Below are 12086 nucleotides of genomic sequence, written 5' to 3' on the forward strand. Positions count from 1 at the left end.
CGTGATCACCCGTGTGACCACCCAGATGTCGATGGCGGCCGCCTCGGCCCGGCTGCAGGCCGGTGCCGCGCGGGTCGCCGAGCTCACCGACCAGGCCACGACGTTGCGTGCCATCCAGAAGCCCTCGGACGACCCGGTCGGCACCGCGTCGTCGATGCAGGTGCGCAAGGAGCAGGCCGCAGCCTCGCAGTACTCGCGGAACGCGAACGACGCCGCGGCGTGGCTCGCGACCACCGACAGTGCGCTGTCCGGCGTGTACTCGGTGCTCAACAACGTCCGCGACCTCACGGTGCGGGCCGCGAACTCCGGCACCATGAGCGACACCGACCGCGACGCGTTCGTCACGCAGTTCCGGTCGCTCAAAGCCGACCTCGAGGCCCGTGCGAACACCACCTACGGCACCCGTTCGGTGTTCGCGGGATCGTCGACCGCCGCTGTCGCCTACGATCCCGCAACGGGTTGGGCGGCATCGGGCACCGACGTGTCCCGTCGGGTCGGCGACGGCACCACGGTGCGGGTCGACACCACCGGCACCGCGGTCTTCGGATCCGGCGACGACTCGGTGTTCGGCATGATCGACTCCATCGTCAGTGACCTGCAGAACGGGGTGAACGTGAACGCTCGCATCGGGGACGTCGACACGGCGCTCGGAACCGTCCGCGGCGCCCAGGCCGACGTCGGCGTCCGGCACGCAGCCGCCCTCGCGGCACAGGACTCGCTGAAGTCCGCGACCGTCTCGCTCGAGAGCCGCCGCGCCGGCATCGAGGACGTCGACCTCGCGAAGGCCGTCCTCGACCTGCAGGTGCAGCAGACCAACTACCAGGCAGCCCTCGCCGTCACCGCGAAGGTCCTGCAGCCGACCCTGATGGACTACCTCCGATGAGCATCTCCCTGACCTTCGCCGTCCCGCCGTTCGGGCTCGCTCCCGCCGCGGCCTTCGAGCTCTCGCCGGTCGACGGCGCCGAGGGGCTGTTCACGCTCGTCGGCGACGACGCGCGGCTGTTCCTGCTCGACGCCGCGGTGCACCTGCCGTCGTACGCGCCGGAGCTCACCGACGAGCAGGCTGCCGGGCTCGGGCTGACCGACCCCGCCGACGCGATGCTGCTCGTCGTCGCGAACCCCGGCGCGTCCGGCACCACGGTCAACCTGCTCGCGCCGATCGTCGTGAACGCCCGGACGGCCGTGGGCGCGCAGGTCATCCTCGAGGAGCAGGACCTGCCGCTGCGGGCGGAGCTCGCGCGGGTGTAGCGCGGGCGCGCCGGGCGGGCGCGGAGCTGCTTCGCACCCGTTCTGCGACATTCCACCAGTCGTTCTCGGCGTGGATCGTCGGAAGATGTGCACGCAGAGGCTGCGTGTGCATGTGACGACAAGACACGAGTCGTTCGACGCGTGGATCGTCGCAAGATGCACGCGCATTGCAGCTGGTCAGTCCTGCACAGGTCGTCGTCGCCGCCCGTCTCTCCACAGATCGGACGACGGCGAGAGCTGGGCCACGAGGTTCGGCGAGCCTGGTGCCATGTCCAGAGCGAACGACGTCGAACTGATCCGCACGACGGGTGCGACCTCCGCTGAACGCCGCGCGCTCGAGCGCGATGTCCAACGGGGACGGTACGAACGCCTCCGCCCCGGCGTCCTCGTCCGCCCGGATGCACTCGACGGGATGCACCCCGGTGAGCAGCACCACGTGCTCGTCCGGGCCTCGGCGCACCGACTCCGCGCGACCGATGTCGTCTCACACCAGTCTGCCTGCGCGGTCCTCGGACTCCCGTTGATCGGGACCGCCCCACCCAAGGTGCACCTCGCCGATCCGACCACGACGCACACCCGTGTCACGGCGTGGTTCGTCCGGCACGGTGCACAGGGGCGAGCGCCCGCAGTCCTCGTCGACCAGCAGGCGACCCCCACGACGACGGCCGCGAGGACCGCCATCGACGTCGCTGCCACGCGCTCCTTGCTCGAAGCACTCCCCGTCGTCGATGCCGTGCTCTCCCGTCGGCTCGCCGACCGTGAGGCGCTGGACGCGGAACTCACATCGCTGGTCTTCGCCCGGACGAAGGCGGGGATCGCGGTGGGGATGGGGTCGGCGCTGTCGGGGTCACCCGCGGAGTCGGTGTGCCGCGTGCGGTTCCGGGAGCTCGGTGTGCCGGAGCCGGTGCAGCAGCACGTGTTCGCCCGGGCCGGATCGGCCACGGCGGTCGTGGACTTCTGGTTCCCGGACCAGGGCGTCGTGGTCGAGGTCGACGGCCGCGCGAAGTACGAGGACCCGGTGCTGCTCGACGGGCGCTCCACCGCGGACGCGCACTGGCGCGAGAAGCGGCGTGAGGACTTCATCCGGTCGTTCCCCGAGGTCCGCGCGGTCGTGCGGCTCTGGTGGGCCGACCTGATGCAGCCCGACCGGGTGCGGGCTGCCCTGCGGCGTGCGGGTGTCCCGTGCTGAGGCTGCGTGTTCGACGATCAGCGCGGACGACGCGGCGCATCCGGGTGGTACGTGCGCTGACGCTCGATCCGCGGCCGACCGGAGGACGCCCCGATGTCCACTGCCCCACCGACCACGACCTCGCCGAGCCCCACGCGCACCCCACGGACCGGCCCGGTGCCCTTGACCACGCCGCCGCGGTGGTCCGGGTCGGGTTCGCGGTGGTCGCCGCCGTCCTCGAGCTCGACGTCACGCACGGACACCGGACCGAGCACCTGCGCGCCCGCACCGATCCGCGCCGGCCCCTCGACGAGACACCCGGCCGTCAGGCGAGCCCGACCACCGATCACGACGTCGGACCCGTCCGCGACGACGGTGACGGGGCCCGGGCCGAGTTCGGCGCCCACCCCGATGTGCACGGTCGCCGCAGACGCGACGACGGTCACGGGGCCGGGGCCCAGGCAGGCACCGGCAGCCAGCGTGATCGCCCCGCCGTGACGGGTCTCGAGCGTCGTGGACGGGTACAGCACGACGCCGGGCAGGACCGACACGCCCTCCCCGATCAGGACGGACGCCGGATCGAGCACCCGGACCTCGGGCGCGAGGGCGGCCACCTGCCGGACGGTCAGGAACCCGGCCGCACGACGGGCGTCGTCGAGGGCTCGCTGCGCGGGGTCGGTGTCCATCCAGCGAGCCTCTCACGTGTGCGGCGTACGGTGAGCGCATGGCCCGCGCCCCGAAGGACCAGTCGATCGTGCCCCTGCCGACCGCACCGGTCTCCCCCACCACGTCCGACCCCCGAACGCAGCAGGTCCAGCCCTCGGGCTGGGCCAAGTGGCTCGATCGGGTCATCAGTGTGCAGCGCCCCGTCGTGGTCGCGCACGTCAACGCGATCCGTCGCCGCAAGCCCGACGCGACCCCCGCCGAGGTGATCCAGATCCTCGAGCGGCAGTACCTGGCCGCGGTCACGACCGGTGGCGCCGCGGTCGGCGCGAGCGCGGTGATCCCCGGCGTCGGGATGGCCGCTGCGCTCGGACTGAGCGGCGCCGAGACGGTCGGGTTCCTCGAGACCACCGCGCTGTTCGCACAGTCGGTGACCGAGGTCCACGGCATCGCGCTGGACGACCCGGAGCGCGCCCGCACGCTGGTGATGGCGATGATCCTCGGCGCACCGGGCACGCAGCTCATCAAGCAGCTCGCCGGCCAGGCTGCCGGCGGGCAGGCCCGGACGGCATTCTGGGGCGAGATGGTGACGTCCTCGCTGCCGAAGCAGGTCGTCAACGGCATCGGCGGACAGGTCCGTGACCAGTTCATCAAGCGCTTCGCCATCCGGCAGGGCGGTTCGGTCCTCGGCCGCGCGCTCCCGTTCGGCATCGGAGCGGCCGTCGGCGGTCTGGGGAACCACGCCCTGGGGCGCAAGGTGATCCAGGCGTCGCGGACGGGGTTCGGGATGCCGCCGGCGGAGTTCCCCATCGTGCTGACGGTCACACCGACTGCCGAGAAGACCCGGCGAGCCCTACCGTGGAAGCGCGGCACGGGCAAGGACCAGGACCTCTGGACCGAGCCGGGCCAGGACGACCCCCGCTCGAAGCGTTAGCCAGGACGACCGAGAACGGCCCGGCACGCCGACCGAGAACGGCCCGGCGCGACGACCGAGCAGGGCCCGGGCACGGATGCTCAGCAGCCGAGCCCGGGCCGTTCGTGCAGCTGCGCCTAGAAGGACCGCACCGGCGTCGTCACGACCTGCCCGGCGTGGGCGAACCCGCCACCGAACCCGAACAGCAGGGCCGGCACTCCCTCCGGGAGGTCGCCACGCTCCCACGCCTTCGAGAGCCCGAGCGGCACACTGGCGGCCGAGGTGTTCCCGGACTCGACGACATCCCGGATGACGAACTTCGACTCCCCGCCGAGCGCGGTGACGAGCGGCTCGATGATCCGCAGGTTCGCCTGGTGGAACGCGAACACCTCGATGTCGTCCATCGTGAGTCCGGCGGCCTCGACGACCTTGCGGGCGTGCCCCTCGGCCTCGGTGATGGCCCACCGGTAGATCGAGCGACCCTCCTGGTTGAAGCGCCCCGGCGAGCCCTCCACCCGCACGGCGTCGAGCAGATGCGGCACGCTCCCCCACGACACCGGGCCGATCTCGGGCGTCTCGGCGACCCCGAGCACGGCGGCACCGGCCCCGTCACCGACGAGCACGCACGTCGACCGGTCGGTCCAGTCGGCGATCCCCGACAGCACCTCGGACCCGATGACGAGCGCGACGTCGGCCGAACCGGTGCGGATGGACTGGTCGGCGAGCCCGAGCGCGTACTCGAACCCGCTGCACGCGGTGTTGATGTCGATCGGCGCCGGGCCGTTCGTCATGCCCAGTGCAGCGGCGACGCGGCCTGCCGTGTACGGGGCGCGGTCCTGGTGGGTGGTGGAGGCGACGATGACGAGTCCGACGGCCGAGGGCGACACCCCGGCGTCGACGAGGGCACGGCGGCCGGCCTCGATGGCCAACGACGTGACGGTGTCGTCTGGACCGGCGATCCGACGGGTCTGGATCCCGGTGCGGGTGCGGATCCACTCGTCGTTCGTGTCGACCATCGTCGAGAGCTCGTCGTTGGTCAGGACGCGTTCGGGCTGGTGGTGTCCGAACCCGAGGATCCGGCTGCCGCGGAGTGCTGGGATGTTCATCGTCCGCACGTTACCCCCTCACCCCACCGCCGCATGCCGACCGGGGAATGGACGGCGCCCCACCCGCGGTCACTTCCGGGCGGCAGCCGTGGCGCGGTCGTTCGCCTTGCCGATCGCCTCGACCAGCTCGTCCTTCGTCATCTTGGAGCGGCCGCTGACGTCGAGCCGCTTCGCGACGTCCATCAGGTGCGCCTTCGAGGCCTTCGCGTCGACACCGCCCTCGGTCTTCCCGGAATTGCGGGAGCCGGCGGCACCGGAGTCGGACGGCCCGGAGGACTCCTTCTCCTCCCAGTGGTCGCCGACCTTCTCGTACTCGTGCTTCACGGCGGCGAACGCCGTGCGGTGCGCCCGCTCACCCGGGCCGTACGTCTCGTTCGCCGAGTCCAGTGTCTTCTCGAAGATCTCCTGCGCGTGCTCCGGGGACCGCTGCAGGGTGCTGGGGATCTCGTCCTTGGCTGGCATGGCTGCTCCTCTCGGGTGGTCCACCCTGACTACTCCGACCAGCACAACGAGCACCAAGCCCCGACCGGTACTCCCAGGGCCTGGCGCCACCAGCGCGTCACGAGTAGACCCGTCTCATGGACTACACACACCTCGGTCGCACCGGTCTGTCCGTCTCCCGCGCCGTGCTCGGCACGATGAACTTCGGCCCGGAGACCAGCGAGGACGACTCGCACGCGATCATGGACCGGGCCCACGAGCTCGGCGTCAACTTCTTCGACACCGCCAACGGCTACGGCGGCTCGGTGGGCAAGGGTGCCACCGAGGAGATCATCGGACGGTGGTTCGCCAAGGGTGGCGGTCGCCGCGAGAAGACGGTGCTCGCCACGAAGGTCTACGGCGAGATGACCGACTGGCCGAACGGCGGCAAGCTCAGCGCCCTGAACATCCGGCAGTCGCTCGACGCGAGCCTGCAGCGACTGCAGACCGACCACATCGACCTGTACCAGTTCCACCACGTCGACCGTGCGACGCCGTGGGACGAGATCTGGCAGGCGATCGACGTCGCCGTGCAGCAGGGCAAGGTCCTGTACGTCGGCTCGTCGAACTTCGCCGGGTGGCACATCGCCCAGGCGCAGGAGGCAGCGAAGCGCCGGAACACCTTCGGCCTGGTCAGCGAGCAGTCGATCTACAACCTCGTGGTCCGCGACGTCGAGCGCGAGGTCCTGCCGGCCGCCCGCGCGTACGGCCTCGGCGTGATCCCCTGGTCGCCGCTGCAGGGCGGCCTGCTCGGCGGCGTCATCGAGAAGACCGAGAACGGCTCCCGTCGGCTCTCCGGCCGCAGCGCCGAGTACGTCGACGCGCACCGCGACCAGCTGCAGTCGTACGAGTCGTTCGCGAAGGAGCTCGGCCACACGCCCGGCGAGTTGGCACTCGCCTGGCTGCTGCACCAGCCCGGCGTCACGGCGCCGATCACCGGCCCCCGCACGATGGAGCAGTGGGAGTCCGCGGTGCGCGCCGTCGACATCCGCCTCGACCAGCGTGCGCTGGACCGTCTCGACGAGATCTTCCCGGGGCACGAGACCTCGCCGGAGGATTACGCCTGGTGACGGAACCACCGGAACCAACGGAACCAACGGGTCGCTGACGCGACCATCTGCCTGGAGGCGCGGTGCGGGCCGGACCCGCACCGCGCCTCCCGGCCGTGGTCACGTCGAGAACGCGACCAACGCAACGACGACGGGCCCCGCGCTGCTGTGTGCGCGGGGCCCGTCGTCGTGCGGGTGGTGCCTGGTGACTAGCGGACGCTGACCGGGCTGTCGTCGGTCTGCTCGTAGAGGACGTAGCCCTCTTCGCCGTGGACGGCGGTGTCGATGCCGGCGACCTCGTCCTCGGTCTTGACGCGGAAGCCCATCGTCTTCTCGATGGCGAACCCGATGACCAGGGCGAGCACGAACGAGTAGAGGCCGACGGCGAGGGCCGCCACGGCCTGCTTGCCGAGCTGCTCGAACGAGCCGGAGTAGATCAGGCCGGTGTCGTTGGCGAAGAAGCCGAGGAACAGCGTGCCGAAGATGCCGCCGACCAGGTGGACGCCGACCACGTCGAGCGAGTCGTCGAAGCCCAGGCGGTACTTCCAGTCGATCGCGAAGCAGCAGACGATGCCGGCGAGGAAGCCGAGCAGGATGCCCCAGCCCGGGGTCAGCGCGGCACAGGCCGGGGTGATCGCGACGAGGCCGGTGACGGCACCCGATGCGGCACCGACGGAGGTGGCCTTGCCGTCCTTGAGCTTCTCGATGAGCAGCCAGCCGAGGATGGCGGCGGCCGGGGCGGCGAGGGTGTTCACCCAGGCGATCGCGGCGATGCCGTCAGCTGCACCCTCGGAGCCGGCGTTGAAGCCGAACCAGCCGAACCACAGGATGGCGGCACCGAGCAGGACGAAGGGCGGGTTGTGCGGCTTGTGCGCACCCTTGGCGAAGCCGACGCGCTTGCCGAGGACGATCGCCAGGGCGAGACCCGCTGCACCGGCGTTGATGTGCACCGCGGTGCCACCGGCGAAGTCGATGACGCCCCACGTGGCGGCCCAGCCCGAGGTCAGGTTGAAGACCCACGAGGCGACCGGGAAGTAGACGACCGTGACCCAGACGCCGGCGAAGACCATCCACGCGCCGAACTTGGCGCGGTCGGCGATGGCACCGGAGATGAGCGCGACGGTGATGATCGCGAACGTCGCCTGGAACCCGACGAAGGCCATCGACGGGTACGCCGCCTGGATGTTCGAGGACTGCGCCTCCTCGAAGGCCTGACCGAGGCCGATCTGGTTCCAGTCGATGCTGAAGAACCCGACCACGCCGGAGACCGCCGTGCCGTCGCCGTGGTTGGCGAAGGCGATCGCGTAGCCGTAGACCACCCAGAGCACGCTCACGAGCGCGATCGCACCGAACGACATCATCATCATGGAGATGACGGACTTGGCCTTCACCAAGCCGCCGTAGAAGAAGGCCAGGCCGGGTGTCATGAACAACACCAGCGCAGCCATCACCAACACGAACGTCGTGTTGCCCTGATCAAGCATCTGCTCACCTCTCGATTGCACGAGCGGCTCTTGGACCGCCTCGGGTGTCACAGAGTCTGGCGAGGCGAGGTTTCACGAGGGAGCACGAACTGTTTCGCGGATGTAACGCGACCGCGCCGTTTGTAAACGTCGTGTTTCCAGCGGCCCGATGTCCCCTGCGCGAGGGGCAGGAGACCGCCGTGGACAGATCGGTCTGACGGCGAGCGACGCTCAGGCGCGGGTGAGCGCCACCACGCGGGACGCCGCGCGCAGGTACTTCTTGCGGTACCCGCCCTCGAGCATCACGTCGGGGTACACCTGGTCGAGCGGCGTGCCTGACGCGACGATGCGCACCTGCGCGTCGTACAGCCGGTCCACCAGGGCGACCCAGCGCAGCGCGTCGGTCTGGTCGGTGAACGCCCGGACGTCGGTGAGCCCGACGGCGTCGAGGTCCTCGACCAGCGCGACGTACTTCGAGGGGTGCACGGAACCCAGGTGCGCGACCACCGCGCCGAAGTCGTCGAGCGTCACGGTGCCGGACGGCAGCGCGGCGGGCACGTCGGACACCACCTGCGCCGACTCGTCCACGGCACGTCGGCGGTAGTCGAGGCCGTCGATGCGCATGGTGTCGAAGCGGTCCGACATCGCCTGGATCTCGCGCAGGAAGTCCTGCGCGGCGAAGCGCCCCTCGCCCAGGGCTCCCGGGGGCGTGTTCGACGTCGCGGCGAAGCGGGTGCCGGTCTCGGTCAGTTCCTTGATGAGCCGGGTCATCACCATCGTGTCGCCCGGGTCGTCGAGCTCGAACTCGTCGATGCACACCAGTGCGGTGCCGCGGAGCAGGTCGACGGTCCCCTGGAACCCCAGGGCGCCCACGAGCGCGGTGTACTCGATGAAGGTGCCGAACGTCTTCCGGCCGGTGGCCGCGTGGTAGGCGGCTGCGAGCAGGTGGGTCTTGCCGACACCGAACCCGCCGTCCAGGTACACACCGGACTTCGCCGCGGGTTCCGCCGCCTGCTTCCGGCGCCCGAACAGCCCGCGGCGCGGGGCCTCCGTCGGACCGGCGGCCACGAACGCGGCGACGGCATCGCGGACCGAGGCCTGCGAGTCGTAGTCCGGGTCCGGCCGGTACGAGTCGAACGACGCGTCCGTGAACTGCGGCGGGGGCACGAGCGCCGCAGCCATCTGCTGCGGCGTCACCTGGGGATCACGGTCGACGAGGTGAGCGGGCAATCGGGGGAACCCTTCCGGGAAGCATGTCGTGGGGTGTCACGTTGCGTCAGGGGCACGGTACGTCCGCGTACCGTTGCCCACAGGCGCCGACGCCCGATCCTAGTCCGGCGCCAGCAGCACGCACCCGGGCACCAAGCCCGCCCCGCACCACGCTCACCCCGCACCACGCTCCCCCGCACCCCTGGAGGTACCCCCGATGACCGCACCGGTCGACCCGTCCGAGAAGTTCGCCGCCTACGCGCACCCGGAGCGCCTCGTCTCCACCGAGTGGCTGCAGGAGCAACTCGACGCCGGGGCCGGCGCGCCCGACCTGGTGGTCGTCGAGTCCGACGAGGACGTCCTGCTCTACGAGACGGGCCACATCCCGGGCGCCGTGAAGATCGACTGGCACACCGACCTCAACGACCCGGTGCAGCGCGACTACATCGACGGCGCCGCGTTCGCCGAGCTCCTCGGCGGCAAGGGCATCGGCCGCGACACCACCGTCGTGATCTACGGCGACAAGAACAACTGGTGGGCGGCGTACGCCCTCTGGGTGCTCACCCTGTTCGGCCACGAGGACGTCCGCCTGCTCGACGGCGGTCGCGGCAAGTGGATCGCCGAGGACCGCGCCCTGACCACCGACGAGACCCCGGTCACGCCCGTCGAGTACCCCGTCGTCGAGCGCCACGACGAGCCCGTCCGCGCCTTCAAGGACGACGTCCTCGCGCACCTCGGCAAGCCGCTCATCGACGTCCGCAGCGCCCCGGAGTACAGCGGGGAGCGCACGACCGCGCCCGACTACCCGGAAGAGGGCGCGCTGCGCGGCGGCCACGTCCCCACCGCCGTGAACATCCCCTGGGCGACGGCCGCCGCCCCCGACGGCACCTTCAAGTCGCGCGCCGAGCTCGACGCCGTCTACCGTGACGGCGCCGGCATCGGTGACGCCGACGAGGTCATCGCCTACTGCCGCATCGGTGAGCGCTCGAGCCACACCTGGTTCGTCCTGCAGCACCTGCTCGGCTACGACAACGTCCGCAACTACGACGGCTCGTGGACCGAGTGGGGCAGCGCCGTCCGCGTCCCCATCGTGCAGGGATCCGAGCCGGGTACTGTTCCGAACCGATGAACGCCAGCACCGACGCACCACTCCCCGCCACCCTCGCCGAGATCCGCGACGACTTCCTCGCCCTGGGCCAGAAGGACCGCCTGCAGCTCCTGCTCGAGTTCTCGAACGAGCTGCCTGCGCTACCCGAACGCCTGCAGGGGCACGAGGACGAGCTCGAACGCGTCGAGGAGTGCCAGTCCCCCGTCTTCATCACCGTGACGGTGGGCGAGGACGGCGACGCCCCGGACGTGGTCCGGATGCACGCCACCGCCCCGCGCGAGGCGCCGACCACCCGCGGCTTCGCCTCGATCCTGGCACAGGGACTGTCCGGCCTGACCGTCGAGCAGGTGCTCGCCGTCCCGACGGACTACCCGTTGACCATCGGCCTGTCCGAGGCGGTCAGCCCCCTGCGGATCCGCGGCATGGTGGGCATGCTCGGCCGCGTGCAGCGTCAGGTACAGGCGGCGGTCGCGTAGACGCGACCCACTGACGGACGGGAGGCGCGGTGCCAGCTGGCACCGCGCCTCCCGTCCGTCGATGCACCCGCTTTCCGGCATCGCAACCGCTGGCCGTGCCAGGCTGGGTCGTCAGAACCATGAGGGGGAACCGACGATGGCGACGAACCGCGGGAACGATCCGGCCGGATCCTCCGTCCACCCCCGGAACACGCTCGACTTCATCGGCGTCGACTTCCGGCTCGATCTGCGCTTCACCGACGGTTCCGGCGTCCAGCTCGAATCTGCTTGCACCGTCACCGACCGGTCCGGAGTCAGCGTGGTCGTCGACCCGGAGCGCAAGGACTCCCTGCTCCGGTGACGGACGTTGCCGCACCACCCGCTTGGTGAGCAGAAATGGTCGCGTGCGCGACGGTGACGCGACCATTTCTGCTCACGAAGCGACCGAAGCGTCTACCGCGCGCTGGCCGCCCCGCGCCGCTGGACCACCTCGGTCAGCCACGCGAGGATCCGGGCGTCGAACCAGTCGGCGTCGTGGTTCCAGAGCTTGGTGTGCCGGGCCGTGGTCTGGATCTCGAGCCGCACCAGGTCGGGCCGTGCGCGGGCCAGGTCGTGTGAGGCCGAGGACGGAACGAACCCGTCGTCGTCGCTGTGCAGCAGCAGGATCGGCACCGTGAGCTCGTCGGATCGCGTGACCATGTCGAGCTCGCGCAGGTCCACAGGAGCCTGGAGCCCGGCGAGCCGGTACAGCACCGGCGTGCGGAGCAGCCGCTGCGCGACCTTGCGGACCGGACGTGGCAGGCGCAGGAGCTGGCTCTGCGACTTCAGCACGGCGTGCCAGTCGACCACCGGGGACTCGAGCACCACCCCGTCGACCAGACCGGCGAAGCGCGAGCGGAGCAGGGTCTGCAGCACGACGGCGCCGCCCATCGACCAGCCCATGAGCACGACGCTCTGGGCGTCCTGCGCGGTGAGCCAGCGGAGGACGGAGTCGACGTCCTCCCACTCGGTGCTGCCGAGGCCGTAGCGGCCGTCGACGCTCGGCGGGGCGACGCCGTCGTTCCGCCACGAGGCGAGCACCACCGAGTACCCGGCGGCACGGAAGACGGGGACGGCGCGGATCGTCTCGGCACGGGTCACACCGCGGCCGTGCACCAGGACGGCCCAGGGCGCTGCCGGGTCGTCGGCGCGGACGACCCAGGCGGGGGCGGGGCCGTTCGGGGT

General features: G+C 71.0%; 14 protein-coding genes. 8 read left to right on the forward strand and 6 right to left on the reverse strand.

What is annotated here, in order from left to right; genetic code table 11:
• Position 1 precedes the first annotated feature (1 nt).
• From DEI98_RS15195 to DEI98_RS15205, 3 genes are all read left to right on the forward strand, one after another.
• On the forward strand, positions 2–883 hold the full coding sequence (locus DEI98_RS15195; protein ID WP_110859820.1) for a flagellin: 882 nt from the start codon (positions 2–4) through the stop codon (positions 881–883).
• Positions 880–1248: a flagellar assembly protein FliW gene (gene fliW / locus DEI98_RS15200; protein WP_027465503.1), complete on the forward strand. Its 369-nt coding sequence runs from the start codon at positions 880–882 to the stop codon at positions 1246–1248. Before DEI98_RS15195 ends, fliW begins: the two co-directional genes overlap by 4 nt.
• A gap of 268 nt (positions 1249–1516) precedes the next feature.
• Positions 1517–2437 carry a hypothetical protein gene (locus tag DEI98_RS15205; protein WP_111101195.1) on the forward strand — a complete coding sequence of 307 codons (921 nt, stop codon included), beginning with the start codon at positions 1517–1519 and terminating at the stop codon, positions 2435–2437.
• A gap of 17 nt (positions 2438–2454) precedes the next feature.
• Here the strand turns inward: DEI98_RS15205 and DEI98_RS15210 are convergent, their stop codons facing one another.
• Positions 2455–3102: a hypothetical protein gene (locus DEI98_RS15210; protein ID WP_111101196.1), complete on the reverse strand. Its 648-nt coding sequence runs from the start codon at positions 3100–3102 to the stop codon at positions 2455–2457.
• A 38-nt stretch (positions 3103–3140) separates the two neighbouring features.
• On the opposite strand from DEI98_RS15210, the gene DEI98_RS15215 reads away from it, so the two are divergent.
• Positions 3141–4013: a hypothetical protein gene (locus DEI98_RS15215; RefSeq protein ID WP_181422614.1), complete on the forward strand. Its 873-nt coding sequence runs from the start codon at positions 3141–3143 to the stop codon at positions 4011–4013.
• Between the two features lie 116 nt (positions 4014–4129).
• Here the strand turns inward: DEI98_RS15215 and DEI98_RS15220 are convergent, their stop codons facing one another.
• Both DEI98_RS15220 and DEI98_RS15225 read right to left on the reverse strand, forming a co-directional pair.
• Positions 4130–5098: a beta-ketoacyl-ACP synthase III gene (locus tag DEI98_RS15220; RefSeq protein ID WP_111101197.1), complete on the reverse strand. Its 969-nt coding sequence runs from the start codon at positions 5096–5098 to the stop codon at positions 4130–4132.
• A 69-nt stretch (positions 5099–5167) separates the two neighbouring features.
• Positions 5168–5560, reverse strand: a complete 393-nt coding sequence (locus DEI98_RS15225) for a ChaB family protein (RefSeq protein WP_111101198.1) — start codon at positions 5558–5560, stop codon at positions 5168–5170.
• Between the two features lie 116 nt (positions 5561–5676).
• On the opposite strand from DEI98_RS15225, the gene DEI98_RS15230 reads away from it, so the two are divergent.
• Positions 5677–6648 (forward strand): aldo/keto reductase, encoded by a 972-nt coding sequence (locus tag DEI98_RS15230; RefSeq protein WP_071403939.1) that lies wholly within the window; start codon positions 5677–5679, stop codon positions 6646–6648.
• A 188-nt stretch (positions 6649–6836) separates the two neighbouring features.
• On the opposite strand, the gene DEI98_RS15235 is transcribed toward DEI98_RS15230, so the two are convergent.
• The gene (locus DEI98_RS15235) at positions 6837–8111 is read right to left on the reverse strand and encodes an ammonium transporter (protein ID WP_110863842.1); all 1275 of its coding nucleotides are present in this window, start codon (positions 8109–8111) and stop codon (positions 6837–6839) included.
• A gap of 210 nt (positions 8112–8321) precedes the next feature.
• Positions 8322–9272: a cell division protein ZapE gene (gene zapE / locus DEI98_RS15240; protein ID WP_258370600.1), complete on the reverse strand. Its 951-nt coding sequence runs from the start codon at positions 9270–9272 to the stop codon at positions 8322–8324.
• 244 nt (positions 9273–9516) lie between these two features.
• Here zapE and DEI98_RS15245 point away from each other — a divergent pair, with 244 nt between their 5' ends.
• The 3 genes from DEI98_RS15245 to DEI98_RS15255 all read left to right on the forward strand — a co-directional run bounded on the left by DEI98_RS15245 (position 9517) and on the right by DEI98_RS15255 (position 11223).
• Positions 9517–10428, forward strand: coding sequence for a sulfurtransferase (locus tag DEI98_RS15245; RefSeq protein WP_110863844.1), 912 nt, complete (start codon positions 9517–9519; stop codon positions 10426–10428).
• Complete coding sequence (locus DEI98_RS15250) at positions 10425–10883, forward strand: SufE family protein (protein WP_027465483.1); 459 nt, start codon at positions 10425–10427, stop codon at positions 10881–10883. Before DEI98_RS15245 ends, DEI98_RS15250 begins: the two co-directional genes overlap by 4 nt.
• Before the next feature lie 136 nt (positions 10884–11019).
• Positions 11020–11223, forward strand: coding sequence for a hypothetical protein (locus tag DEI98_RS15255; RefSeq protein ID WP_111101200.1), 204 nt, complete (start codon positions 11020–11022; stop codon positions 11221–11223).
• A gap of 92 nt (positions 11224–11315) precedes the next feature.
• On the opposite strand, the gene DEI98_RS15260 is transcribed toward DEI98_RS15255, so the two are convergent.
• On the reverse strand, positions 11316–12086 hold a 771-nt coding region (locus tag DEI98_RS15260; RefSeq protein WP_111101201.1), incomplete at its 5' end, for a S9 family peptidase.

Source organism: Curtobacterium sp. MCLR17_034 (assembly GCF_003234485.1).
GTDB lineage: Bacteria > Actinomycetota > Actinomycetes > Actinomycetales > Microbacteriaceae > Curtobacterium > Curtobacterium flaccumfaciens.

Coding starts and splice junctions, on each gene's coding strand:
- DEI98_RS15210 (WP_111101196.1), bottom strand. CDS start 3,102: ATGGACACCGACCCCGCGCAGCGAGCCCTCGACGACGCCCGTCGTGCG.
- DEI98_RS15245 (WP_110863844.1), top strand. CDS start 9,517: ATGACCGCACCGGTCGACCCGTCCGAGAAGTTCGCCGCCTACGCGCAC.
- DEI98_RS15230 (WP_071403939.1), top strand. CDS start 5,677: ATGGACTACACACACCTCGGTCGCACCGGTCTGTCCGTCTCCCGCGCC.
- DEI98_RS15255 (WP_111101200.1), top strand. CDS start 11,020: ATGGCGACGAACCGCGGGAACGATCCGGCCGGATCCTCCGTCCACCCC.
- DEI98_RS15205 (WP_111101195.1), top strand. CDS start 1,517: ATGTCCAGAGCGAACGACGTCGAACTGATCCGCACGACGGGTGCGACC.
- fliW (WP_027465503.1), top strand. CDS start 880: ATGAGCATCTCCCTGACCTTCGCCGTCCCGCCGTTCGGGCTCGCTCCC.
- DEI98_RS15225 (WP_111101198.1), bottom strand. CDS start 5,560: ATGCCAGCCAAGGACGAGATCCCCAGCACCCTGCAGCGGTCCCCGGAG.
- DEI98_RS15235 (WP_110863842.1), bottom strand. CDS start 8,111: ATGCTTGATCAGGGCAACACGACGTTCGTGTTGGTGATGGCTGCGCTG.
- DEI98_RS15250 (WP_027465483.1), top strand. CDS start 10,425: ATGAACGCCAGCACCGACGCACCACTCCCCGCCACCCTCGCCGAGATC.
- DEI98_RS15215 (WP_181422614.1), top strand. CDS start 3,141: ATGGCCCGCGCCCCGAAGGACCAGTCGATCGTGCCCCTGCCGACCGCA.
- DEI98_RS15220 (WP_111101197.1), bottom strand. CDS start 5,098: ATGAACATCCCAGCACTCCGCGGCAGCCGGATCCTCGGGTTCGGACAC.
- zapE (WP_258370600.1), bottom strand. CDS start 9,272: ATGGCTGCGGCGCTCGTGCCCCCGCCGCAGTTCACGGACGCGTCGTTC.